This is a genomic window from Curtobacterium sp. YR515, assembly GCF_900113095.1.
In the GTDB taxonomy this organism is placed as follows: Bacteria; Actinomycetota; Actinomycetes; order Actinomycetales; family Microbacteriaceae; genus Curtobacterium.
The window spans coordinates 111,470-134,424 of sequence record NZ_FOOD01000007.1 but is presented as its reverse complement, the minus strand read 5'-3'; the positions used below and the strand labels follow the sequence as shown (position 1 = coordinate 134,424).

Below are 22,955 nucleotides of genomic sequence, written 5' to 3'. Positions count from 1 at the left end.
GAGCAACCGGACCCTGAACCGGATCATCCTGTTCGTCCTCGGCCTCGTCGCGGTCATCGTCGGCATCACCATCGGCGCGGGCGTCCTGCCCGCCGTCCGCGACGCCGTCGAACCCTACGTGACGCTCCCGAACCGGCTGAGCGTGCCGTCGTCGTCGCTGTGGATCATCGTCGCGGTCTGCGCCGTGGTGATCGTGCTGGCGTTGGTGTGGGTGTTCACCCGCGGTGGTGGCGGCACGTCCGTCGCCGTCCGGGAACGCTCCGGCGACGACCAGGTCACCGTCAACGTCGCCCTCGTCCGCGACGTCGTCGACCACGAACTCGACGGTATCCGCGACGTCATCAGCTCCCGCGTCGACACGTACCTCGTCCGACGGCAACGCGCCGCACGCATCCGCGTCGCGGTCCGCCGTGGTGGTGACGCCGTCACCGTCCTCACCGCCGTCGACCAGGCCATCACCGTCCTGGACCGCACCCTCGGCCGGCAGATCCCCGTCCTCGTCCACCTCACCGGCGGCACCCGCTCCACCCTCGCCAAATCAACCCGCGTCCACTGACAGCCGTCAGCCGGACGTGACCCGGGCCTCCCGGCCCACCAGACCACCACCCACCGGGCACGCGCCCGACCGAAGAAAGGACCCGTCATGGGACTCGACGACAAGATCAAGAACGCTGCTCAGGACCTCGCCGGCAAGGCGAAGGAAGCGGTCGGCAAGGCCACGAACGACGACTCGAAGGTTGCCGAGGGCCAGAAGGACCAGGCCGCCGCGAGCGTCAAGCAGACCGGCGAGGACGTCAAGGACGTCTTCAAGAAGTAGGACGCACGAACCGTGTCGGGGCACTCGCCTGTCGAGTGCCCCGACGCGTTCCGGCGGACCGAACGAGGAGGAACCATGCAGCACGACCCGAATTCGCACACACAGGTCACCGAGGTGGCCCTGCCCGCGGAGCTCACGCAGCCGCTCCCAGACGACGCGAGCACCGTGGCGATCGTGGCCCGGACCGCGGCGGAGACCGCACTGGGCGTCCCCGGCGTGCACCACCTCGGCGGGATCGCCGCCCGCGCCGCCGACCAGTTCCGGCAGCAGCTCGGCCGCAGCGCCGGCACCGCTGGGGTGCAGGTCGACGACGAGGACGGCGCGCTGGTCGTGCGGGTCTCCGTCGTCGTCAGCTACCCGCACCCGGTGATCGCCGTCGCGGACGAGGTCCGCAAGCAGGTGACCGCGGCCACGCGCCAGGTCTCCGACGTCCCGACGTCCGTCGACGTCCGCGTGCTCGACGTGCACGGCCCGTTCGACGACGAGCAGTCGCCGCTCGGCCGCGCGGCAGAGGCCACCGGCGACGCGGTCAAGCAGGCCGCGACCGCCACCGCCGACGCCACCAAGCGAGCCACCGACGCCACCGGTGAGGCGCTCAAGGAGGCCGCGACGGTCACCGCGGACGCCACGAAGCGCGCCGCGTCCGCCACGGCCGACGTGACGAAGCGCACCGCCGAGGCAACGGTCGACGTCGCTCGACAGGCCGCCGACGCCACCCGCGACGCCGCGGAGGCCACCGTCGAGCAGGCCGGCAGGGCAGCCGATGCCACGGCCGACGCCACCCGCCGTGCGGCCGACGCGACCGCCGACGCCACGAAGCGTGCCGTCGACAGCGCGGCCGAGACCACCGGCAACGTCCGGGACGCGGCAGCGGAGGCGCTCGTCCGTTCCTCCGAGTTGGCAGCGGACGCCGCCGACTCGGCGAAGGACGCCGCGGCCGGCGCACGTGACGCCGTCGTCGACACCGTGACCGAGCCTGCTGCCACCGAGTCCGCGGCGCCCGCGGATCGTGCCGCTGCGGCTGCCGATGCAGCCGAGGACGCTGCCGACGCCGCGGAGGACGCAGCCGCAGCAGCGGCCGAGTCGGCCGACGCAGCCGCACAGGCGGCCGCTGACGACGCACCGGTCGGGTCGGACACCGACGCACCGGTCGTGTCGGACACCGACGCGCAGGCCGGTCGGCACCGCCAGGACCGCTCGTGACCACCGCGTGGTCGGGCAACCGCCGGACGAAGGTCCGGCGGCCCCGCCCCCGCGGCGTCTGGATCGCGAGCGGCATCGGCGTCGTCCTGGTCCTCGGGACGCTGCTCGGTGCGTTCCTCCCCCTCGTCGGGTTCCTCGGCGGGGTCACCGCCACCACCGCCGGACTCGTCCCGTTCCCGTTCGTCCGGGTGACGATCGTGGCGCTGCTCGGGGCCGTCGTGGTCCTCGGGCTGCTGCTCCTGGCGTTCACCCGACGGCACACCACCACGGCGACGATCGCCGTCGTGCTCGCCGTCCTGGTCAGCATCGCCGTGACCGCGGTCCCGGTCGTCCTGGTGGCCGTCGGTTCGGCGGACCGTGCCGGCGACGTGTGGCCCATCGTCACGGAGCTCTGGAACCGCTTCACCGGCTGAGGTCCTCGGCCGCCCGCACCACCATCGAAGGAGTCCCCATGCGCAACCGCATCATCCTCATCGGCGCCATCGTCTTCATCGGGTTCTGGTTCGGCGCGCGCGCCACCCGCCCCGTGAACAAGAAGTCGAAGACCCAGACCGCGCGCGAGCTGTGGAACGACCCGCGTTCGCGGAAGGCACGCAAGAAGCTCGGCAAGAAGATCGCCAAGGCGACCAAGCACTGACACCACCGGAGGCGCGGTGCACGTGACCCGATCTGGGTCACGTGCACCGCGCCTCCAGTCCGCTACGGTCGCTCCGTGCGTCGTCTCTCCCCTGCCCAGCGATGGGTCATCGGTCTCGGCGCGTTCGCGCTGCTCTGCTTCGTCGTCGGTCTCGTCGGCCTGGTCGTCGGGCTCTCGAACCGGTACGGATGTCTCGGCGCGGACGAGACCTGGCCGGAGTACCGCTGCACCGGCGACGACTCGGGCATCATCTGGGGCAGTGTGCTCGGCGTCGTCGGCTTGCTCCACCTCGGCCTGACCGGACTCGCGGGGGCGATCGTGTGGACGTCCGCGCCGTCGATCGCTCCCCGACGTCCACGTCGCCCGGCGCCGAACGTCGGTGTGAACCTCGTCTTCTCGTACGGCACCCTCCGGCAGCCCGAGGTGCAGGAGACCCTGTTCGGCGGGCCGGTGCCGACCACGGAGGACTCGCTCCCCGGCTGGCGGCTCGACTTGGTGACGATCACCGACCCCCGCGTGATCCGGACGAGCGGCTCGGACCGGCACCCGATCCTGCGCCGGGGCACCCCGGAGGACCGCGTCGAGGGTGCGACCCTCACGCTCGGCCACGAGTGGCAGATGCGGGCCGTCGACGACTACGAGGTCGCCGACTACCAACGCGTCGAGGTGACCCTCGGGTCGGGCGCGACGGCCTGGGTCTACGTGGCCGCCGACGAGGCCTGAGCGGCAGCGAGCCGGCCGAGCCCCTCGTCGATCGACACCGCGGGCGTCCACTGCAGGTCACGACGGGTGCGCCGCTGGTCGAACCAGTGCGCCGTCGACAGCTGCTCGGCGAGGAACCGGGTCATGGGCGGCTCGTCCTCGCCCGGCCGCACACGCCAGACCGCCTCGACGAGTGACCCTGCGAACCGGGCCACCCCGGCCGGCACGTGCACCCGCGGCGCCGGGACCCCGGACGCGGTGCAGATCCCGGCGAGCAGGTCCCCGACGGGCCGGGGTTCCCCGTTCGTCACGACGTACGCGGTGCCGTGCACCCCGTCGTCGGCGGCGTGGTCGAGCGCGGCGACCATCGCGGACGCGGCGTTGTCGACGTAGAGCGTGTCGATGAGCGCGGCGCCGGAGTCGAGCAGCGGCAAGCGCCCCGTGCGGGCACGGTCGACGATCCGGCCGACGAGCTGCGTGTCACCGGGGCCCCACACGAGGTGCGGGCGGACGGCGACGACGGCGAACCCGGGAGCGTCCGCGGCGAGTGCGAGCAGCTCGGCCGCGGCCTTCGTGCGGGCGTAGTCGCCGCGGGCCCGCGCGGGCTCGGCGGGTCCGGCGTCCGCGCCGACGAGGGACGACCCGGTGTGCGCGACCGAGGGCGAGGAGACGAACACGAACCGCTCGACCCCGGCGCCACGTGCAGCGTCGAGGAGCGTCCGGGTGCCGTCGACGTTCACGCGGACGAAGTCGTCCGGGTCGCCGGCGAGCGAGACCTTGGCGGCGAGGTGCACGACCGCCTCGATGCCGTCGACGGCCCGGGCCACGGCTGCGGGGTCGGTCATGCTGCCGAGCACGTCCGACACTCCCTCGACCCCGGAGGGCCGTCGCTGGAACGTCCGGACCTCGTGTCCCGCAGCACGCACGGCCGCGGCGGTCGCCTGCCCGAGGAACCCGCTCGCACCGGTGACGAGGACCCTCACGGCCGGACCATCCGTCCACCGGACAGCACCGAGGCCGCCCACCGGGACAGCCGTGCACGGTCGACCTTCGAGTTGTGCCGGATGTCGGTCGGGAGCTCGGGCACCGTCAGCACCGCGGCGACGGGGATCCCCGCGGCGGCCCGGACGGCCCGGGCGAGGTCGGGGTCGGCGAGCGTCGGCCGACGAGTCCGGCGCCCACCGGTCGTCTCCACGACGGCGACGGCCTGCTGCGTGCCGCGGGGCCCGATGCCGGCGAGCCCGGCGCGGCCGACACCGGGGACGCGCTCGATCCGCTGCTCGGGACCGACGGGCGTGACGACCCCGTCCGCCGTGGTGAGCACGTGCTGCAGGCGTCCCTCGACCCAGAGCCGACCGGCATCGTCGAGGTGGCCGACGTCGCCCGTGCGGTGTCCGCGCGGGTCCGCCACACCGAGCCGCGACACCCGGTTCTGGCGCCAGAGCCGGTCGTACCGCTCGCGGACGTGCGGCGCCGCGACGATGATCTCGCCCGTGACGCCCGGGTCCTCGGTGAGCGCACCGGTCGGCTCGCCGGAGTCGTCGAGCGGGGCGATCCGCACGCGGACGCCGGTGGCGGGACGGCCCACGCAGATGCCGTCCTCGTCCGGGGCGTCGGCGGCCGCGGCGCGCACGCCGTCGAGGTCGACGTCGGTCATCAGCAGCCCCTCGGTCATCCCGTAGGGCGTGTGGGCGCTCGCGTTCGGCATGAGCTCGGTGGCCGCGGTCAGCAGCTCGGCCGACACCGGTGCACCGGCCGACAGGAACAGCCGCACGCGACCGAGCGCCGCACGGTCCGCTGCCGTGAGTGCACCGGCGGTCGCCACGACGTTCGCGACGGCCGCGGGTGACAGGAACACGACGGTGGCGTCCGCCGCGGTGACCGAGTCGGCGACCGCCCGAGCGGTCAGGGTCCGGGGCGCGGTGACGTCCATGTCCGGTGCCACCGAGCGGGCGCCGAGCGCGGGACCGAGGAGCGCGAACGGGGCGAACCCGGCGACGAGGCCGGTGCCGACGCCGATGTCGTACTGCGCCGCGAGGGTGTCGCGGACCGCGCCGAGCTGCCCGTGCGTGTACACGACGCCCTTGGCCGGCCCGGTCGACCCGGACGTGAAGAGGACCGCGGCCGGCGCGTCGGACGACGGCGCTCCGGGCAGCGCGGTGCCCCGTGCGAGGCGCTGCGCTCCGCGTCGTGCGACCTCGACGAGCGTGTGCTCGACCCGGAGCGCCCGACGCGCAGGGCCCGGCAACGACACCGTCGCGATGCGCCGACCGGGCCAGCCGAGCGCGCGTGCGGCCCCGAGGCCGGGCAGCGCGCCGATGATCCAGTCCGGACGGGCACCGCGCACCGCACGGGTCAGGCCGCGCAGGCCGAGCCCGGCATCGGCCACGACGACGACCGCCCCGATGCGCACGCTGGCGTACAGGACGGCGGTCAGGTCGGCGCCGGGGGTGACGAGGAGCGAGACGCGGTCACCGGCGCGGACGCCGAGGTCGACCAGTCCGGCCGCGACCTCGTCGACCCGGCGGGCGAGCAACCGCCACGAGACGGTCCGGGGACCGCCGGCGGCGGCCATCTCGACGAGCGCGGCCTCGTCGCTGTCGCGCAGCTCGTCGAGTGCGGCCCAGAGCGGGCGGCGCACGTCGGCGTCGTCATGGGTGCGGGCCAGGAGGGACGGCTCGGCCCCCGCGGGCACGCGCCCGTCCGGCAGGTGGTCACCGAGCCACTCGACGACCGTCCCGGCGACGTCGGCGTCGTCCGGCAGCAGGTGCCCGGCGCCCTCGAAGCGGTGGACGTCCGCGTGCGGCAGGCGCTCCGCGAGGTCGTCGAGGTAGCGCTCCAGGAACACCGGGTCGCGCGGCCCCCACATCACGAGGGCGGGGACCTCGAGCGCGGCGACGCCGGCGGCGATCCGGTCGAGCTCCGGTGCGCTCGGGTGGTCGCCGTCGACGGGGATGTCGGCCACGAACCCGCCGACGCCCCCGCGACGAGCCGCCCCGCGGTAGGGCGCGCGGTACGCATCGGCGGTGGCACGGTCGAGCCGCGGGTGGGCGATCGCGAGCGTCGTCTCGAGGAACGCCGGCGTCAGCACGGTGGCACGGCCGAGGAGCTCCGGACGGAGCGCGAGCCGCAGCGGTGCGGGGATCGGGGCGTCGTCGGGCTGGTGCACGGCGGTGTTGCACGTCGTGACGGCCACCACGAGGTCCGGGTGGTCGACCGCCCAGCCGAGGGAGACGACACCGCCCCAGTCGTGCCCGAGGGTGACCACCGGACCGGACAGCTCGAGTTCGTCGGTCAGCGCGCCGAGGTCCCGCACGCGGTCCGCGAGCCCGTGCTGCACGCCGGTGCGCTCCGAGAAGCCCATGCCGAGCTGGTCGACCGCGACGACCCGCCACGCCGGACCACCGGCGGCGGCGACGTCGAGCGAGGTGCGGAGCACCGACCGCCACAGGTACGACCAGGTCGGGTTGCCGTGCACGCACAGCAGGGTGCCGACGGGTTCCACGCCGAGCGCGGCCAGGGAGTCGGCCGTGTCGAGGAGGTGCCACGACCGCTCGGGGCGAGCCGTGCCTCCTGGATCCACAGCGGCGGGGACCGTGACGATGCGCGACCAGGCGGGGTCGAGTCCGGGCAGGGGCGGCGGGGGCGTCGCCGGAGCCGTGGCAGCGGCGACGCGCGGGAGGCCGGACCTCACCAGCGCAGTTCCATCATCGCCGTGTTGATGCCGGAGCCGACACCGCCGAGGAACACCCGGTCGCCGGGTCGGATGGCACCGCGGGCGACCTCGTCCGCGAGGGTGATCGGGATCGACGCCGGTCCGACGTTGCCGAAGCGCTCGTACGTCGTCGGGACCTTGTCGCGCGGGACGCCGATGGCCTCGACGAAGGCGTTCGTGTGCACGTCGGAGACCTGGTGGAGCACGTAGCGGTCCATGTCGGCCCAGTCGAAGTGGGAGCGTGCCTCGTTCCAGGCGGCGACGACGAGTTCCATGCCGCCCTTGAGGAGCATCTTCGCGTCGGTGAACATGCCGTCGACGCTGCCGACGCAGAGGTCGTACCACTGGGTCGCCGCGCGGGTGACGCCGCCGACGATCCGGTGGCCGCCCGGGTGCATGTCCGCCGGACCGAGCACGGCCGCGGCGGCGCCGGACCCGAGCGTCAGGCTGGCGAACTCGCTCATGAAGTCCTTGCGGTTGCGGCCGCCCTGGTTCAGGCGCTCGATGGTGTTGAGCTGCACCTGGTCGGCGTCCTCGCCGTCCACCACGAGTGCGTACTTGATCTGACCGGAGTCGATCATGCCCGCGGCGACGCTCATCGCGTTGACGAACCCGAGGCAAGCGTTCGCGATGTCGAAGTTGATCGCGGACGACGGCAGGCCGAGCCCGTGGTGCAGGCGCACGGCGACCGATGGCTCGAGGTGCGGGCGCGTCACCGACGTGTTGATGAGCAGGCCGACGTCCTCGGGGCGGATGCCCGCCTCGGCCATGGCGCGGCGTCCGGCGTCGATGGCGGCGTCCTGGAAGGACTGGCCCTCGCCCCAGTTCCGGCGCTCCTTGACCCCGGCCACGCGCTCGAGGAGCCCCATCGGCAGGCGCAGGCGTCGCAGCACCCCGCGGAGCTTCTCCTCGATGTCGGCAGAGGTGGTCACGCGTTCCGCCACGGTCGTCGCGACGGAGAGCAGCGCGACGTTGTCGTGCTTGGCCGTGGCGTTGCCGGGCCGCTCCGTTTCGGTGCTCGTCGCCTGGTCGACCGGCCGTTCCGTCATGATCGTCACCGACACATACTTCCGCATCTGGCCTGGGTACGCGATCCGGATGCGCTGACAGGCGGGGGACAGTGCACTCCGGATGTGCCTCACGCCTCGGGCTGACGCGGCTCCTTGGGCAGCTTGCGCACCTTCGCGCGGCGCTTCCGGCGCTCGGGGATCATCGAGCGCATCTCCTCGAGCTTGCCGAAGCAGAGCAGGCGGTCGCCGGGCTCGAGGGCCACGCCGCTGCGCGGGTTCGGGATGACGCCCGAGCCGCGGTGCAGCGTCAGGACGGTGATGTCGCGGTCCCAGAGACCGGACTCCTTGATGGTCTTCCCGACGAGGTCGGCGTTCGTGTGCACGAGCAGCTCGGCGACGCCGTAGCCGGTCGAGACGGAGAGCCGCTGCCGGACGTCGATCTCGGGGAAGGCCACCTGGTTCGCGATGAAGTCGATGATCGCGCCGGCGATGTCGAGGCCGGTGGCGCGCTCGATGCCCTCGAGCCCCGGGGAGGAGTTGACCTCCATCACGAGCGGCCCGTCGTTGCCCTCGAGCATGTCCACGCCGGCGACCCGCAGGCCCATGATCTGCGCCGAGCGGACGGCGGCCTCTTCGTACTCGGGCGTCAGCGTGACCTTCTCGACCGTCCCGCCGCGGTGCACGTTCGACCGGAACTCGTCGCCGGAGGCGCTCCGCCGCATCGCCGCGACCACCCGGTCACCGACGACGAGCGCGCGGATGTCCTTGCCGCGGCTCTCCGAGATGAAGCTCTGGATGAGCACGTTCTGCTTCGTGGAGTGCAGGGTCTCGACGATCGACTCGGCGACCTTCGCCTCGGGAGCGAGGATCACGCCGATGCCCTGCGTGCCCTCGAGCAGCTTGATCACGACGGGCGCTCCGCCGACGCGCTCGATCGCCCCGCGGACGTCGGCGCGGCCGTTCACGAACGTCGTCGCGGGCATGCCGATGTCGTGCCGCGAGAGGATCTGGTTCGCCCGCAGCTTGTCGCGCGAGTTCGTGATCCCGTTGGCGGTGTTCGGCGTGTAGACGTCCATCTGCTCGAACTGCCGGACCACTGCGGTGCCGTAGTAGGTGATCGAGTTCCCGATGCGCGGCAGCACGGCGTCGTAGTCGGACAGGAGCTTGCCGCGGTACTGCAGGTCGGGGTCGTCGCCGGTCAGGTCGATCGCGAACCGGAGCGTGTTGAGCACCTTCACCTCGTGCCCGCGGTCGATCGCGGCGGCCCGGAGGCGCTCCGTCGAGTACGCGTGCGGCGCACGCGACAGGATGGCGAGTTTCATCGGGGAGGCTCCGGGGTTGGTATCGACGGCGACGCTCCATCCAAGCATGCGACAGGATGGGCACATGGCCCGAGAACCGAAGTCCCCGAACGGCGGTCTCGTGGTCGCCGGCTGGCGGGAGTGGGCGGCCCTGCCGAGCCTCGGCATCCCGTGGATCAAGGTGAAGCTCGACACCGGTGCGCGCAGCTCGGCGCTGCACGCGTTCGACCTCGAGGAACTCCCCGGCGACCGGGTCCGCTTCTCGGTGCACCCCTGGCAGGACACCGACGCCGACGCCGTCACGATCGAGTGCGACGTGCACGACCGGCGCATCGTCCGGAGCTCCACCGGGCACACCCAGGAGCGCATCGTGGTCCTCACCGAGATGTCCCTCGCCGGGCGTGTCTTCGAGGCCGAGGTCACGCTGAGCAACCGCGACCAGATGGGCTTCCGGATGCTCGTCGGCCGCGAGGCACTGCGCCAGGGGTTCCTCGTCGACCCGGCTCGCTCGTTCATGGCCGGCCGGGCGCCGAAGGAGATCCGCCGCCGCAACCGCGGTCGCGCCTGACGGCTCGCCGAGCTCGCCGCCGACGCGGTGCGCAGCCCGCGCGGGATCCGCTGAAGTCGTCCGCGCGGTGACCGTTCCGGTTCGCGGATCCCGGGGATCGTGAACCGGAACGGTCACCGACGAGACCGGGAACGTCAATCGGCTCGACCAGCCGACGGACTGGAGGGACGGTGCGGGGCCGACCCGCGCCTCCAGGCCGCCGTCGGCGCGGGTCAGGCCTGCAGGTGCCGACCCAGGAACCGCAGCTGCTGCGGCGCGAGCCGCCGCCAGTAGGCGGTGGTGTGCCCGCCCGGCTCGAACCCGCCGGCCGGTGCGGTCGCGAAGCCGTCGACGTACGCGCGGACGGCGGGCTCGAACCCGTCGCCGGTGCCGCAGTCGACGCGGACCGCGACGCCGTCGAGCGAGGACTGTCGGCCGAGCACCGTGTTCGCGGCGAAGTCCGCGGGGTCGTCGAAGGCGCCACGTGCCGTCTCCCCCGCCGACCGCCACAGCGCGGGGCTGATCGCGGACACCGCACGCACCCGCGCCGAGCCGAGCACGCCGGCGAGGTGGAGCGCGCCGTAGCCGCCCATCGAGTAGCCGGTGAACGCGAGCCGCGCGGTGTCGAACCCGCGGCGGGCGAGCAGCGGCAGGAACTCGTCGACGACCATCGCGGCGGGGTCGTCACCGTCCGCGCGGCGGTGCCAGTAGCGGTTGCCGCCGTCGATCGCGGCGATCGCGAACGGCGCTCCGCCCGCGGCGACGTGCGCGGCGAGGAACCGGTCGTAGCCGAGGTGGGAGCCGAAGAAGTCCGCGTGGTCGTCGCCGTAGCCGTGCAGGGCGACCGCGATCGGCAGGGGCCCGTCGGAGTGCGGCGCGGCGATCGTCCAGCCGACCTCGAGGCCCTTCCGAGCGCGGGACGTGAACGACCCGGACACCGTCGGCACCGGCGTGACGTCGGGGACGGTGCCCGCCGGTCCGTCGAGGCCGAGCACGCGGTACATCGTCGAGCGGCCGGGGAGCAGCCGGAGGTTCACGGCCTCGGCAGCGGCACCGGCCACGACGACCGCGGCGCCGCCGGCGAGGAGGGAGCGGCGGGTGATCCGGGCCGCGCGCGAGCTGGTCATGCGAGGGGGACGATGCCGTCCGAGGTCACACGCGTCATCACGAGGGTCGAGGAGATCCGCTGCACACCGGGCAAGCTACCGAGTCGGGTACCGGAGCGCCTCGGGTACACGCGGACGTCAGGTGTGAAGTCGCGCAGGAACCGGTCGCTCCGCCGATCCGAGGAGCGCGTCGGCGACGGCACGCGCGGTAGCGGTCCCGAGGCCCGATTCGCGAAGGCGCATCGCGAGGTACCCCGAGACGAGGAGCAGCAGCTGCTCTGCGAGTGCCCCGGCGTGCGCGCCGACCAGGGGCTCGGCCGACTCGGTCAGGCGTCGCCGCAGGGTGTCCGTCTCGCGGTCGAGGACCGCGCGGACGTCGGACGGGGCGTCGACGTACTCGGCCGCCGTGCCGAGGAACGCGCACCACCGCGACCCCGACGGCGTGGAGCGGTAGTCGTCGAGAGCGTCGAACACCGCGAGCAGTCGGCCGCGGTCGTCATCGGCGGCGTCGACGGCCCGGTCCCACGTGGCGAGCCAGTCGTCGTGTCGACGGGCCAGTGCCGCGGCGACGAGCGACTCCTTGCTGGCGTACCCGCGGTAGAGCGTGGCGCTCGAGATCCCCGCGCGCTCGAGGACGGCGTCGATCGGCGTCGCGGCGATGCCCTGGGTGAAGAAGAGCTCCTCGGCGGCGTCGAGCAGCTTCTGCTCGGTTCCTGGACGCATCGCCATGAGAGCACCCTAGGCTCTCAAAAGTGAAACGATCGTTTTCGTTACGACAGTCGGTGTTCCTCGGGAGCGGCCTCAGCCTGATCGCCGCGACGTACGGCCTGGTCCGGCTGGCGTACGGGCTGTTCCTGCCCGACGTGCAGCGGGACCTCGGGCTGCGCGCCGACGCTGCAGGGTGGGTCTCGTCCGGAGCCTCGGCGCTGTACTGCGTCGGCGCCGTGGTCGGGTACCGCTGTGCCGGCCGCGTGCCCCGGGTCTTCGTGTCGGTCGCAGCCGTCGTCGCAGGCGGTGGTGCACTCGGCATGGCCGCGGCCGGCGATCCCACGGCGTTCGCGATCGCGTCGGTCGTCGGTTCGGCGGGCGCGGGACTGGCCTCGCCCGCACTCGTCAGTCTCGTGACGACCCTCGTGCCGCAGCCGGCACAGGGCCGGGCGCAAGCCGTGGTGAACGCCGGGACGGGCCCCGGCCTCGTCGCCGCGGGTGTGCTCGCGCTCGTGCTCCTGCCCGACTGGCGGACCGCGTGGACGTGGTCCGGGATCGCGGCGCTGGTCATCGGGGTGGTCCTGCTCGCGTCCTCGTGGTCGCCCCGCCGGACGGCGACGGCCGGGCAGGACCCCGCGAAGCGAGCACCGGCCCCGGACCGGGCGTGGTGGACGGCGCACCGTGCGGTCCTCGTGCTCGCCCTGCTCTTCGGCGCAGGGTCGGCGGTCGTGTGGACGTACGGCCGCTCGGTGCTCGTCGACGCCGGCGCACCGGTCGCCGTCTCGGTGTCCGCGTGGATCGCGCTCGGCGCGGGCGGTGCCACCGTCGTGGCGACCGCCCGGTGGACGAGTCGGCTGCGTGCCCGGACGCAGTGGACGCTCACCACCGCCGCCGTCGCCCTCGGTGTGCTGGCGCTCGGCACGGTGCCGCAGTGGACGCCCGTGGCGCTCGTCGCGTGCGCCGTGTTCGGCTGGGGGTACACGGCGGCGACCGGGGCCCTGATCGCGTGGACCACCGAGGTCGATCCGGAGCGGTCCTCGGCCGGCACTTCGGTGCTCTTCGTGGCGCTCGTCCTCGGCCAGGCCGGCGGTGCCGCGGCGGCCGGAGCGGTCGTCGAACCGCTGGGGTCGCTCGGCACGTTCGGGGCCGGGGCGCTCGTGACGGCCGCCTGTGCCGTGCTCGGTGCGCGGGTCAGAGCAGCGGGCGCAGCTCGATCTTCCGGTTGCACGCCACCGACGCCTCCTGCGCGACCCGCAGCGCGGTCTCGGCGTCCGGCAGGTCCATGACCCAGAACCCGGCGACGAACTCGGTCGGGTCCCCGACGAGCCCCGGGGTCGTGGTCGGCTCGGCGCGACGGGCGTCGACCACCACGGCGTCCGACGGCGCGGACACCCCGGCCGCGAAGACGACGGCGTCGCCGAGCCGCTCGTTGAGCGCGTCGACCGCGTCCGCCTCGGTCCGTGTCGCGGACTCGGTCCGACCGGCGGCCTCGGCCTGCCCGTCGTCGATGACGTTGACGAGGAACTGCATGGTGCCTCCCCTGTTCGATTGGCGGCAGGCTACTCCGACCACCGCACCCGCTACCGTGGTGACCATGGGGACGACCGCGGAGTGGTCACGGCTGCCGGTGGGGCGCCGCGAGTTCCGCCAGGACGCCCTCCTCGCACTCGTCCTCGGCGCCGGACTGGCGATCACGACGATGCTCTACGGGTCGGCCGGGACCTACGGCGACGACCAGGCAGCGTGGTGGGTCTCGGCACTGCTCGTCGTGGCGAACGCCGCACCGGTCGCGTTCCGCCGCCGCTGGCCGATGACGATGGCGGTCGTCTCGGCGCTGGCCTTCGCGGCGACGCAGATCCTGCACGTGCCCGAGGTCTTCCTCGTGAACTTCACGCTGTTCATCGCCCTGTACACGGTCGGTGCGTGGTGCTCGGACCGTGTGCGCGCCGAGGTCGTGCGCTGGGTGGTCATCGGCGGCATGTTCGCCTGGCTGTTCGTCGCGATCGCCTTCGGCTGGGCGGTGCCGAACGCGCTGCCGAACGACGACGGCGGCCTCATCCCGCCGTACATCGCACTCTCGCTGCTCAACATCGTGATCAACGTCATCTACTTCGGCGCCGCCTGGTACGCCGGCAACCGGGCCTGGGCGTCGGCGGTGGCGAAGCACGAGCTCGACCTCCGCACCGCCGAGCTCGCCGCCGAACGCGAGCGGAGCGCTGCCCAGGCGGTGACGATCGAGCGCGTGCGCATCGCCCGCGAACTCCACGACGTCGTGGCGCACCACGTGTCGCTCATGGGGGTGCAGGCCGGCGCGGCTCGACGCGTGATCGGCCACGACCCCGAGCAGGCGACGGCGTCGCTCGGCGTGGTCGAGCAGAGTGCCCGGACCGCCGTCGAGGAGCTCCGCCGGATGCTCGGCACCCTCCGTGCCGACGGGGACGGCGGCGACGACGTCCGCGCCGCTCCGAGCACCGAGGGGCTCGGCCGGATCGGCGAGCTCGCCGACTCGGCCCGGACCGCGGGGCACCCGACCGAGTACGTCGTGGTCGGCAGCGTCCGCGACGTCCCGCCCACGGTCTCGGCGGTCGCCTACCGGATCGCGCAAGAGGCCGTGACGAACGTCCTCAAGCACGCCGGCCCGACGGCCCGGGCGGACGTCCGGGTGCGGTACCTCGACGACGGCGTCGAGGTCGAGGTCACCGACGACGGACACGGCGACCGAGCACCGCGGAACACTGCGGGCAGCGGACTCGGCCACGTGGGGATGCGCGAACGCGTCGCCGCGGTGGGCGGACGGATCGAGATCGGGCCGCGCGCCCGGGGAGGCTGGCTGGTGCGGGCATGGCTGCCGACGACCTGACCATCGTGCTCGCGGACGACCAGGACCTCGTCCGGGCCGGCTTCCGCGTCATCCTCGAGTCCGAGCCGGGGTTCCGGGTCGTCGGCGAGGCCGCTGACGGCGCCGAGGCGGTCGAGGCCGTGCGGACGCTCCGACCGGACGTGGTGTGCCTCGACGTCCAGATGCCGAACGTCGACGGGCTCGAGGCGGCGCGTCGGATCGCCGCGCTCCCGGAGCCACCGGCCGTGCTCGTCCTGACGACCTTCGACCACGACGACGCCCTCTTCCAGGCGCTCGAGGCCGGGGCGAGCGGGTTCCTGCTGAAGAACGCCTCCCCCGAGCGGCTGATCGATGCCGTCCGCACCGTGGCGGCCGGCGACGCGCTGCTCGCCCCGGACGTGACCCGCCGGGTGATCAGCCGCGCGACCGCCGGGTCCGGGGCGCCCGCGGCACCGGACGGCGACGAGGCGGTCGTCACGGCAGGGCTGACCGAGCGTGAGACCGAGGTCCTCCGGCTGCTCGCCCGCGGGCTGAGCAACGCCGAGATCGCGACGGAGCTGTGGGTCGGTGAGGCGACTGTGAAGACCCACGTGTCGAACGTCCTCCAGAAGCTCGGACTGCGCGACCGCATCCAGGCGGTCGTCTGGGCCTTCGAGCACGGCGTGGCCGGAACCCCCGCCTAGACCCCCGTCCGACCCGGGCTCCCCCACGCGGCGGACCCCGCGGCGCCCCGATCCCCGTCGCCAGCCGGAGGCGCCCGTCGCACCCCGCGCAATAGCGTCGACGCAGGCGGAGCGAACCGCCGCGAGAGGGGAACGACATGCTCACCATCGACGGGGTGACCAAGCAGTACGGCGACCGCCGCGTGCTCGACGACGTGACGTTCACGGTCGGCGACGGACGCCTGACCGGGTTCGTCGGCGGCAACGGCGCCGGCAAGACCACCACGATGCGGATCCTGCTCGGCGTGCTCCAGGCCGACGCCGGCACCGTGTCCATCGACGGCACCACGATCGGCCCGGCCGACCGTCGCCGCTTCGGCTACATGCCGGAGGAGCGCGGGCTCTACCCGAAGATGCCGGTCGCCGAGCAGATCACGTACTTCGCCCGGCTGCACGGCGTCGACAAGCGCACCGCGGCGAGCCGCACCACCGACCTGCTCGACCGGCTCGGCCTGGCGCCGCACGCCACCGACGCCGTCGAGAAGCTGTCCCTCGGCAACCAGCAGCGCGTGCAGGTCGCCGCCGCGCTCGCCCACGACCCCGAGGTCCTCGTGCTCGACGAGCCGTTCTCCGGCCTCGACCCGATGGCCGTCGACGTCGTGCTCGCCGTCCTGCGCGAGGCAGCGGCGGGCGGCGTGCCCGTGCTGTTCTCGAGCCACCAGCTGGACGTCGTCGAGCGGCTCTGCGACGACGTCGTGGTGATCGCCGGGGGCACGATCCGCGCCGCCGGCCCGCAGGACGAACTGCGGAAGCAGGCCGGCCCCGCCGCGTGGGAGCTCCTCGTCGACGGTGACGTCGCCTGGCTCCGCGACGAACCGGGCGTCACCGTCCGCGAGTTCGACGGCGGGTACGCCGTGTTCGAGGCCGACGACGCCACCGCGCAGCGCGTCCTGCAGCGGGCCGTCCAGCACGGCACCGTCGGGTCGTTCTCGCCGCGTGTCCCGCGGCTCAGCGAGGTCTTCCGGGAGGTCGTCCGATGAACGGCTCGTTCGTCCAGTCCGTGCGGCTCGTCGCCGCGCGCGAGATCCAGGCCCGCGTCCGCAGCAAGGCGTTCGTCGTGTCCGCCTGCATCCTCATCCTCATGGTCGTCGCGTCGATCGTCGTCGGCGGCATCGTCGGCAAGGCCACGGCGGGCGACACCACCCCGGTCGCGGTCGTCGACGGGGTCAGCCTGCCGACGAGCAAGGGGCTCGACGTCACCGAGGCTCCGACCGCTGCCGCCGCCGAACGACTCGTCGAGAACGGTGACGTCGACGCGGCGGTCCTGCCGTCCGACGACCCGCTCGGCTACAAGGTCGTGGGGCTCGACGACGCCCCGACCGACGTCGTCCAGGCGCTGAGCGTCTCCCCCCGCATCGAGCTGCTCGACCCGAACGCGATCCCCGGCGGCCTGATCTACATCGTGGCGCTGGCCTTCGGCGTCGTGTACTTCGCGTCCGCCGTGACCTTCGGTCAGTCGATCGCGCAGAGCGTCGTCGAGGAGAAGTCCACCCGCGTCGTCGAGATCCTGATGGCGGCGATCCCGGCCCGGGCGCTCCTGGCCGGCAAGGTCCTCGGCAACAGCGTGATGGCCTTCGCGCAGATCGTCGCGGTGGCGATCGCGGCGGCGGTGACGCTCGCGGTCACCGGGCAGGACAACATGTTCACGGTGCTCGGCCCGAGCATGCTCTGGTTCGTCGGGTTCTTCGCGATCGGCTTCGTGCTCATCGCCTCGCTGTTCGCGGCGGCCGCGGTGCTCGTCTCCCGTCAGGAGGACGTCGGCAGCGTCACCACCCCCGTGATGATGCTCGTGATGATCCCGTACATCCTCATCATCGTCGCCTACAACAACCCGACGATCCTCGGCGTGATGTCCTACGTGCCGTTCAGTGCGCCGATCGGGATGCCGATGCGGATCTTCCTCGGGACCGCCGAGTGGTGGGAGCCGATCCTGTCCCTCGTCATCGTGGCGGTCTCGGTCGTGCTCGTCGTGGTCGTCGGCGCCCGGATCTACGAGAACGCGCTGCTGCGCACCGGCAGCCGGGTGAAGCTGACGGAGGCACTGCGCGGCTGACGCCGCAGGACCGGACGGGAGGCGCGGTGCGGGTGAGCGGATCTGCTCACCCGCACCGCGCCTCCCGTCCCTGCGTCAGCGCGCTCAGGCGCTCAGCGTCGCGAAGGCGGACCGGTGCCAGACCAGCGGGCTGTGCGCGAAGTCCGACATGAGCCCGAGGACCCGGAGCACGACGATGTCGTGGTCACCCGCGGGGTAGGTGTGCTCGACGGCGCACTCGAGCCAGATCGGAGCCCCCTCGAGGAAGACCGACCCCGACTCGGACACCGTCGTGTCGACCCCGACGAACCGGACCGACTTGTCCTTCGACGCGAGCTGCCGGGTGACCTGCGCGTGCCCCTCGCCGAGGATCGAGACCCCGATCGTGCCGGCCGCACGCAGCACCGGCCACGTCGACGACGTGTGCTGCACCGCGAACATCACGAGCGGCGGGTCCTGCGACACCCCCACGGTGAAGGACGAGGCGACCAGCACCGTGGGCTCGTCGTCGACGACGGCGGCGAGCGCCGCGACCCCGCAGGGGAAGCCGGAGAACGCCTGACGGAGGGCACCGAGGTCGGGGGCCTCGGGCGAGTAGGGGCTGATCATGAGCGGGTTCCTTCCTGGAGGCTCGCGGTCGCGCCGAGGACGACGTCGCGCCACCGGGCGAGCCAGACCTCGGTCGATGCGGGCTCGGAGTACTGCTTGTCGTTGAGGTACAGGGCCGGAGCCGGGACGGTCGCACCGAGCTCGACGAGCACGGGCTTGAGGAAGACCTCGGGGGCGAGGGCGTGCGCGGGGCCGGCGCCGAGCATGAGCGGGACGGCGACGACACCGGCGAGGCCGTCCCCGGTGGCGAACTGGTCGAGGAAGAGCTTGAGGACGCCGGTGTACGTCGCCTTGAACGTCGGCGAGGCGACGACGACGAGGTCGGACGCGGCGACGGTGCGCACCGCTTCCGACACCTCGTCGTCGCCCCAGCCGAGCAGGCCCGGGCCGAGGTCGATCACGTCGACGTCGTGGTCGGGTGCCCGACCGGTGAGGCGTTCGAGCACGACCGTGGCCGCGTCGAGCGTCCGCGATGCCGGCTTGGGGTTGCCGGCGACGACGGTGGTGATCATCGATCTGCTCCTGCGGTCGGGGACGGTGTGCGACTGCAGTCCATCCGCCGTTCGTTTCGCCTCCGTGGCGCGCCCGTATCGGGTGGGTTACGCCAGGGGGCGCCGGATGCCACGGCGGGGAATGCCCTGGTCAGCGGGTGCCGCTCCGGGCGGGTCCGTCGCATTCCGCCAGCGGGGTCCGCTCGGCCGACCGCCGACTTGTGAGAGACGCGTTACCGGAAGTCGGCGCGATTGCTTCCGGGGTGTTTCGCCCGGGCGGCGCCGCCGCACGGACGCGCGGATCCGCACCGCTCCGGGGTGGGGTGGCGGGATCGCCCGCCCCGGAACGGCGCGGCACGGCGGCTCGTCGACGCTGTGGCGCCGGTGGCCTAACACCGGCGAAACAAACGCCTAACAGGACCGTTACCGCCGGGCACCCGCTGGCGGCCCGCAGCCCGTTACATTCGCATCAGCCCCACCGGAGCGGCCCCGTCATCCCCGACGCATCGCCCCCGGCGGAGCGCTCTCCCACACCCCGAAGTGACCGACGCCCCTCGTCGTCACGCCCACCCCGCGCCGCGGGGTGTTCGGCGTACCCGCAGCACCGGCAGCACCCGCACCCGTCACCCGTCCCCGCACCACGTCCTGGAGGTCCTCGACCGATGTCGTCCCCCGCACCCACCCGAACGCGGCTCGCACGTCCCGCGCTCCTGGCCGCCGCACTCAGCGGTGTGCTGTTCCTGTCCGCCTGCTCCGCCACCTCGACGGCCTCGACCGACTCGTCCGACGACTCCGCCGGGGTCGAGCACGCCACCAGCCAGATCACGGCGGCGAGCGTCGACCCGGAGTTCACCTTCGAGGGCAAGCCGTTCGACATGTCGAAGATCGCGGGCAAGACGATCTTCAACATCCCGAACTCGTCCGCCGTGCCGTTCATCGTGTCCGTCGACGAGGCCGGGCAGCAGCTCGCCGAGGAGTACGGCGCGAAGTGGATCGAGTACACGAACCAGGGCACGCCGACCGAGCAGTCCGCCGGCATCGACCAGGCGATCAGCCGGAAGGCCGACATCATCGTCCTCGCGCAGGGCGTCAACGGCGAGCTCATCGTCCCGGCGCTCAAGCGTGCGAAGGCCGCCGGCATCCCGGTGCTCATCAGCCACACGTACCAGACGGGTGAGGCGCTCCCCGACCAGCTGCAGGACCTCGTCGCCGCCCAGGTGACCGCGCCCTTCCACGAGGCCGCGAAGCTCAACGCCGACTGGGCCATCAAGGAGACGAAGGGCGCGGGTGACGTGCTCATCATCACCTCGTCGGAGGTCCCGCCGTCGGACGGCATCGTCAAGGCGATGCAGGAGGAGTTCGACGAGTACTGCTCGGGCTGCAAGGTGAAGGTGACGAACGTGCCGGTCGCCGACTGGGCGACGAAGATCTCGTCGACCGTCCAGTCCGCGATCCAGTCCGACCCGAACCTCGACTACGTCCTGCCCGTGTACGACTCCATGGCGCTCTTCGTCGAGGCCGGGGTGACGGCGGCCGGCAAGACCGGCCAGGTCTTCACGTCCTCGTACAACGGGACGCCCGCGGTGATGAAGATCCTGCAGGAGGGCAACGTCATGACGATGGACATCGGCGAGAACATGGAGTGGCTCGCCTACGCCACGCTCGACCAGGCCGGTCGCGTCCTGACCGACACCCCGATCATCGAGGACGGCGACGAGCAGACCCCGCTCAAGGTGTTCACGAAGGACAACGTCGACGAGGCCGGTACCCCGCCCGCGCCGAGCAAGGGCTACGGCGACGCGTACAAGACCGGGTACGAGGAGATCTGGGGTCCGGCGAAGTGAGCGTCACCCGGGAGGCACGGCGCAGCCCCGCAGCGTCCACTGCGGTCGTCGAGGCCGGTGCGACCACCGCGCCGGTCCTGCGGATCAGCGGGCTCACCAAGCGGTTCGGCGGACTGACCGCGCTCGACGACGTCGAACTCGAGGTCCGTCCGGGCCAGGTGCACGCGCTGCTCGGCGAGAACGGTTCCGGCAAGTCGACCCTCATCAAGATCCTGTCCGGCACCTACGCGCCGGACCCGGGAGCGACGATCGAGGTCCGCGGCTCCCGGCTCCCGCTGCCGGTGCCTCCCGGGTACTTCCGCCGCGTCGGCATCAGCTTCGTGCACCAGGACCTGGCCCTCGTGCCGTCGCTCGGGGTGACCGAGAACCTCCGGCTCGCCACCGTCGTCGCCGGCCGCGGTCCGTTCGTCCGCTGGGGCGCCGAGCACCGGGCGGCCGCGGAGCTCTTCGCCCGCTACGGCGTGGACATCGACCCGCGGGCCCGGATCGAGGAACTGACCGACACGCAGAAGGCGCTCGTCGCGATCCTGCGGGCCGTCGCCGAGCTGGGCGACGACCGGGCGCTCATCGTCCTCGACGAACCGACCGTGTTCCTGCCGAAGGAGGACGCGGACCTGCTCTTCCGCGTCGTCAAGGACCTCGTGTCCGACGGCCGCACGTCGGCCCTCCTCGTGTCGCACGACATGTCCGAGGTCCTCGAGCACGCCGACCGCGTCACGGTCCTCCGGGCCGGTCGGGTCCAGGCGCACCGGGACACCGCGACCACGACCGCGGACGAGCTCGTCTCGCTCATCGTCGGACGCGGGCTCGACGGCGCGGCCGCACGCAGTGCCCGCCCCGCCACCACGGGCGACGCGGTCGTGACGGTCCGGGACCTCCGGGCCGGTGTCGTCGACGGGCTCTCGTTCGACGTCGCGGACGGCGAGGTCGTCGGCATCACCGGGCTCGCCGGCTCGGGCGTCGAGGACGTGCTTCCAGGCCTGTACGGCGCCCGCGCGGCGACCGGGACCCTCACGGTCCGGGACGCCACGGTCGACCTCGGCGCCACCAGCCCGGCGACCTCGATCGCCGGCGGGGTCGTCTACGTCCCCGCCGACCGCAAGCGCGAGGGCGGTGCCCTGACCCTGTCCGTCGAGCAGAACGTGACCCTGCCCGTCCTCGGGAAGCTCCGCGGACTGCTCGGGCTGTCGCCTGCACGGGAGCGGTCGCACGTCGAGGGCCTCGTCCGCGACTGGGACGTCCGTCCCACCGACCCCTCCGCGCTCTTCGGCACGCTCTCCGGCGGCAACCAGCAGAAGGCCGTCCTCGCGAAGTGGATGCAGGACGACCCGCGGCTCGTGCTGCTCCAGGAGCCGACGCAGGGCATCGACGTCGGCGCTCGTGCGGCGATCTTCTCGATGCTCCGCCGGACCGCCGACCAGGGCGTCTCGATCGTCTGCGCCTCGACCGACTACGACCAGCTCGCCCAGATGTGCGACCGGGTCGTGGTCCTTGCCCACGGCCGCGTCCACGACGTGCTCACCGGCGACCGGATCGACCGCGACGTCATCGCGGCGGCCGTCGTCGCCAGCCTCGTCGATCCCGCTCCCTCCTCCCCCGACTCCTCCCCCGTCAAGGAGACCGCCTGATGTCCACCACCGCCGAACCCGCCCTCGAGACGTCGATCGTCCGCCCCACCCGCCCGCGCTTCTCGTGGGGGCACACCGAGCGCTACGCCCTGCTCGGCGCCTGGCTCGTCATCGTGATCGCGTTCAGCATCGCGCTCCCCGACACCTACCCGACCCTGGGGAACCTGCAGAACATCCTCGGGTCCCAGTCGGTGCTGCTCATCCTGGCGCTCGGCTTCCTGTTCCCCCTGACCGCGGGTGAGTTCGACCTGTCCGGCGCCTCGACGATGTCGCTCTCCGCCATGACGATCGCCGTCCTCAACGCCAAGATGGACATCCCGCTGCTGCCGGCGATCCTGGTCGGCCTGGCGATCGGCGTGGTCGTCGGCCTGGTGAACGGCCTGCTCACGGTCGCGTTCCGGATCGACTCGTTCATCGTGACGCTCGGCACGTCGACCTTCATGATCGGGATCATCCAGTGGATGAGCGCGTCCTCGTCGGTGACCGGCATCGACCCGGCGCTCGTCCAGGCGACCGTCGGGTGGCGCGGGCTCGCCGGGCTGCCCCTGGCGTTCGTCTACGGCCTGATCGCCAGCGTGGTCGTCCTCATCGTCCTCAGTGCCACGCCGGTCGGTCGACGGCTGCTGTTCGTGGGCACCGGTCGTACGGTCGCCGAGCTCTCCGGCCTGAACGTCCGCCGGCTCCGCGTCGGCGCGTTCGTCGGCGCGGGCCTCACCGCCGCGGTGGCCGGGGTCGTCTACGCCGGCACGCTCGGCGGGGCGGACCCCTCGAGCGGACAGTCGTTCCTGCTCCCCGCGTTCGCCGCCTGCTACCTCGGGGCCACCGCGATCATCCCCGGGCGCTTCAACGCCATCGGCACCTTCATCGCCGTCTACTTCCTGTTCTCCGGCGTCGTCGGGCTCCAGATGCTCGGCGCCGACAACTTCGTCCAGCAGCTCTTCTACGGCGGTGCGCTCATCGTCGCCGTCGCGGTCTCCCAGACGATCCGACGGCACTCCGTCGCGAGCGCCGCCAAGGCCGCCGCGAAGCAGTCCTGACCCTCCT

General features: G+C 72.9%; 24 protein-coding genes. 15 read left to right on the top strand and 9 right to left on the bottom strand.

Annotated features, from left to right (window positions below; all coding sequences use genetic code 11):
• The 6 genes from BM028_RS18660 to BM028_RS18835 all read left to right on the top strand — a co-directional run.
• Positions 1-556 (top strand): hypothetical protein (locus tag BM028_RS18660; RefSeq protein ID WP_092388530.1); only part of this gene is annotated, 556 nt, incomplete at its 5' end.
• An 87-nt stretch (positions 557-643) separates the two neighbouring features.
• Entirely contained in the window at positions 644-817 is a 174-nt protein-coding gene (locus BM028_RS17945) for a CsbD family protein (RefSeq protein WP_070418037.1), read from the top strand.
• 75 nt (positions 818-892) lie between these two features.
• Positions 893-2,020: an Asp23/Gls24 family envelope stress response protein gene (locus BM028_RS17940; RefSeq protein ID WP_092388527.1), complete on the top strand. Its 1,128-nt coding sequence runs from the start codon at positions 893-895 to the stop codon at positions 2,018-2,020.
• Positions 2,017-2,433 carry an MFS transporter permease gene (locus BM028_RS17935; RefSeq protein WP_070418035.1) on the top strand — a complete coding sequence of 139 codons (417 nt, stop codon included), beginning with the start codon at positions 2,017-2,019 and terminating at the stop codon, positions 2,431-2,433. The genes BM028_RS17940 and BM028_RS17935 overlap by 4 nt, the downstream gene beginning before the upstream one ends.
• A 38-nt stretch (positions 2,434-2,471) precedes the next feature.
• The gene (locus BM028_RS17930; RefSeq protein ID WP_070418034.1) at positions 2,472-2,657 is read left to right on the top strand and encodes a hypothetical protein; all 186 of its coding nucleotides are present in this window, start codon (positions 2,472-2,474) and stop codon (positions 2,655-2,657) included.
• Positions 2,658-2,732: 75 nt separating this feature from the next.
• Entirely contained in the window at positions 2,733-3,380 is a 648-nt protein-coding gene (locus tag BM028_RS18835) for a gamma-glutamylcyclotransferase family protein (RefSeq protein ID WP_254803988.1), read from the top strand.
• On the opposite strand, the gene BM028_RS17920 is transcribed toward BM028_RS18835, so the two are convergent.
• The 4 genes from BM028_RS17920 to rimK form a co-directional block, all read right to left on the bottom strand.
• Positions 3,356-4,342, bottom strand: a complete 987-nt coding sequence (locus BM028_RS17920) for an NAD-dependent epimerase/dehydratase family protein (RefSeq protein WP_092388574.1) — start codon at positions 4,340-4,342, stop codon at positions 3,356-3,358. The genes BM028_RS18835 and BM028_RS17920 overlap by 25 nt on opposite strands.
• Positions 4,339-7,053, bottom strand: coding sequence for an alpha/beta fold hydrolase (locus tag BM028_RS17915; protein WP_092388524.1), 2,715 nt, complete (start codon positions 7,051-7,053; stop codon positions 4,339-4,341). Before BM028_RS17915 ends, BM028_RS17920 begins: the two co-directional genes overlap by 4 nt.
• Entirely contained in the window at positions 7,050-8,123 is a 1,074-nt protein-coding gene (locus tag BM028_RS17910) for a 3-oxoacyl-ACP synthase III (protein ID WP_070419407.1), read from the bottom strand. The genes BM028_RS17915 and BM028_RS17910 overlap by 4 nt, the downstream gene beginning before the upstream one ends.
• 89 nt (positions 8,124-8,212) lie before the next feature.
• On the bottom strand, positions 8,213-9,406 hold the full coding sequence (gene rimK, locus BM028_RS17905) for a 30S ribosomal protein S6--L-glutamate ligase (protein WP_070418032.1): 1,194 nt from the start codon (positions 9,404-9,406) through the stop codon (positions 8,213-8,215).
• Between the two features lie 64 nt (positions 9,407-9,470).
• On the opposite strand from rimK, the gene BM028_RS17900 reads away from it, so the two are divergent.
• Positions 9,471-9,953, top strand: coding sequence for an ATP-dependent zinc protease family protein (locus tag BM028_RS17900; protein ID WP_092388521.1), 483 nt, complete (start codon positions 9,471-9,473; stop codon positions 9,951-9,953).
• Between the two features lie 212 nt (positions 9,954-10,165).
• Here BM028_RS17900 and BM028_RS17895 read toward each other — a convergent pair whose 3' ends face one another.
• Both BM028_RS17895 and BM028_RS17890 read right to left on the bottom strand, forming a co-directional pair.
• Positions 10,166-11,059 (bottom strand): alpha/beta hydrolase, encoded by an 894-nt coding sequence (locus BM028_RS17895; RefSeq protein WP_092388518.1) that lies wholly within the window; start codon positions 11,057-11,059, stop codon positions 10,166-10,168.
• 117 nt (positions 11,060-11,176) lie between these two features.
• Entirely contained in the window at positions 11,177-11,767 is a 591-nt protein-coding gene (locus tag BM028_RS17890; RefSeq protein WP_092388515.1) for a TetR/AcrR family transcriptional regulator, read from the bottom strand.
• 53 nt (positions 11,768-11,820) lie between these two features.
• On the opposite strand from BM028_RS17890, the gene BM028_RS17885 reads away from it, so the two are divergent.
• Entirely contained in the window at positions 11,821-13,032 is a 1,212-nt protein-coding gene (locus BM028_RS17885; protein ID WP_175496126.1) for an MFS transporter, read from the top strand.
• Here BM028_RS17885 and BM028_RS17880 read toward each other — a convergent pair.
• Entirely contained in the window at positions 12,938-13,276 is a 339-nt protein-coding gene (locus tag BM028_RS17880; RefSeq protein ID WP_083414001.1) for a YciI family protein, read from the bottom strand. The genes BM028_RS17885 and BM028_RS17880 overlap by 95 nt on opposite strands.
• A gap of 64 nt (positions 13,277-13,340) precedes the next feature.
• Here BM028_RS17880 and BM028_RS17875 point away from each other — a divergent pair, with 64 nt between their 5' ends.
• From BM028_RS17875 to BM028_RS17860, 4 genes are all read left to right on the top strand, one after another.
• Positions 13,341-14,606, top strand: coding sequence for a sensor histidine kinase (locus BM028_RS17875; RefSeq protein WP_092388509.1), 1,266 nt, complete (start codon positions 13,341-13,343; stop codon positions 14,604-14,606).
• On the top strand, positions 14,588-15,268 hold the full coding sequence (locus tag BM028_RS17870; protein ID WP_071295732.1) for a response regulator: 681 nt from the start codon (positions 14,588-14,590) through the stop codon (positions 15,266-15,268). Before BM028_RS17875 ends, BM028_RS17870 begins: the two co-directional genes overlap by 19 nt.
• A 137-nt stretch (positions 15,269-15,405) precedes the next feature.
• Entirely contained in the window at positions 15,406-16,287 is an 882-nt protein-coding gene (locus tag BM028_RS17865) for an ABC transporter ATP-binding protein (protein WP_070418024.1), read from the top strand.
• Positions 16,284-17,360, top strand: coding sequence for an ABC transporter permease (locus BM028_RS17860; protein WP_070418023.1), 1,077 nt, complete (start codon positions 16,284-16,286; stop codon positions 17,358-17,360). The genes BM028_RS17865 and BM028_RS17860 overlap by 4 nt, the downstream gene beginning before the upstream one ends.
• An 84-nt stretch (positions 17,361-17,444) precedes the next feature.
• Here BM028_RS17860 and BM028_RS17855 read toward each other — a convergent pair whose 3' ends face one another.
• Complete coding sequence (locus BM028_RS17855) at positions 17,445-17,948, bottom strand: flavin reductase family protein (RefSeq protein ID WP_070418022.1); 504 nt, start codon at positions 17,946-17,948, stop codon at positions 17,445-17,447.
• A complete protein-coding gene (locus tag BM028_RS17850) occupies positions 17,945-18,460 on the bottom strand; it encodes an NADPH-dependent FMN reductase (protein WP_092388506.1) in 516 nt (171 codons plus the stop codon). Before BM028_RS17850 ends, BM028_RS17855 begins: the two co-directional genes overlap by 4 nt.
• Positions 18,461-19,101: 641 nt before the next feature.
• Between BM028_RS17850 and BM028_RS17845 the strand changes: the two genes are divergently transcribed.
• From BM028_RS17845 to BM028_RS17835, 3 genes are read left to right on the top strand one after another with little or no spacing between them, the layout of a single operon-like run.
• Complete coding sequence (locus tag BM028_RS17845; RefSeq protein WP_070418020.1) at positions 19,102-20,283, top strand: sugar ABC transporter substrate-binding protein; 1,182 nt, start codon at positions 19,102-19,104, stop codon at positions 20,281-20,283.
• Positions 20,280-21,911: a sugar ABC transporter ATP-binding protein gene (locus tag BM028_RS17840; RefSeq protein ID WP_092388503.1), complete on the top strand. Its 1,632-nt coding sequence runs from the start codon at positions 20,280-20,282 to the stop codon at positions 21,909-21,911. The genes BM028_RS17845 and BM028_RS17840 overlap by 4 nt, the downstream gene beginning before the upstream one ends.
• A complete protein-coding gene (locus BM028_RS17835) occupies positions 21,911-22,948 on the top strand; it encodes an ABC transporter permease (protein ID WP_092388500.1) in 1,038 nt (345 codons plus the stop codon). Before BM028_RS17840 ends, BM028_RS17835 begins: the two co-directional genes overlap by 1 nt.
• The last annotated feature ends 7 nt before the right edge of the window (positions 22,949-22,955 follow it).

What these genes read in the sequence shown, in the direction of transcription:
- BM028_RS17945 (WP_070418037.1), top strand. Translation starts at nt 644, where the DNA reads ATGGGACTCGACGACAAGATCAAGAACGCTGCTCAGGACCTCGCCGGC.
- BM028_RS17940 (WP_092388527.1), top strand. Translation starts at nt 893, where the DNA reads ATGCAGCACGACCCGAATTCGCACACACAGGTCACCGAGGTGGCCCTG.
- BM028_RS17930 (WP_070418034.1), top strand. Translation starts at nt 2,472, where the DNA reads ATGCGCAACCGCATCATCCTCATCGGCGCCATCGTCTTCATCGGGTTC.
- BM028_RS17910 (WP_070419407.1), bottom strand. Translation starts at nt 8,123, where the DNA reads ATGACGGAACGGCCGGTCGACCAGGCGACGAGCACCGAAACGGAGCGG.
- rimK (WP_070418032.1), bottom strand. Translation starts at nt 9,406, where the DNA reads ATGAAACTCGCCATCCTGTCGCGTGCGCCGCACGCGTACTCGACGGAG.
- BM028_RS17900 (WP_092388521.1), top strand. Translation starts at nt 9,471, where the DNA reads ATGGCCCGAGAACCGAAGTCCCCGAACGGCGGTCTCGTGGTCGCCGGC.
- BM028_RS17895 (WP_092388518.1), bottom strand. Translation starts at nt 11,059, where the DNA reads ATGACCAGCTCGCGCGCGGCCCGGATCACCCGCCGCTCCCTCCTCGCC.
- BM028_RS17890 (WP_092388515.1), bottom strand. Translation starts at nt 11,767, where the DNA reads ATGGCGATGCGTCCAGGAACCGAGCAGAAGCTGCTCGACGCCGCCGAG.
- BM028_RS17880 (WP_083414001.1), bottom strand. Translation starts at nt 13,276, where the DNA reads ATGCAGTTCCTCGTCAACGTCATCGACGACGGGCAGGCCGAGGCCGCC.
- BM028_RS17875 (WP_092388509.1), top strand. Translation starts at nt 13,341, where the DNA reads ATGGGGACGACCGCGGAGTGGTCACGGCTGCCGGTGGGGCGCCGCGAG.
- BM028_RS17870 (WP_071295732.1), top strand. Translation starts at nt 14,588, where the DNA reads ATGGCTGCCGACGACCTGACCATCGTGCTCGCGGACGACCAGGACCTC.
- BM028_RS17865 (WP_070418024.1), top strand. Translation starts at nt 15,406, where the DNA reads ATGCTCACCATCGACGGGGTGACCAAGCAGTACGGCGACCGCCGCGTG.
- BM028_RS17860 (WP_070418023.1), top strand. Translation starts at nt 16,284, where the DNA reads ATGAACGGCTCGTTCGTCCAGTCCGTGCGGCTCGTCGCCGCGCGCGAG.
- BM028_RS17855 (WP_070418022.1), bottom strand. Translation starts at nt 17,948, where the DNA reads ATGATCAGCCCCTACTCGCCCGAGGCCCCCGACCTCGGTGCCCTCCGT.
- BM028_RS17850 (WP_092388506.1), bottom strand. Translation starts at nt 18,460, where the DNA reads ATGATCACCACCGTCGTCGCCGGCAACCCCAAGCCGGCATCGCGGACG.
- BM028_RS17845 (WP_070418020.1), top strand. Translation starts at nt 19,102, where the DNA reads ATGTCGTCCCCCGCACCCACCCGAACGCGGCTCGCACGTCCCGCGCTC.
- BM028_RS17835 (WP_092388500.1), top strand. Translation starts at nt 21,911, where the DNA reads ATGTCCACCACCGCCGAACCCGCCCTCGAGACGTCGATCGTCCGCCCC.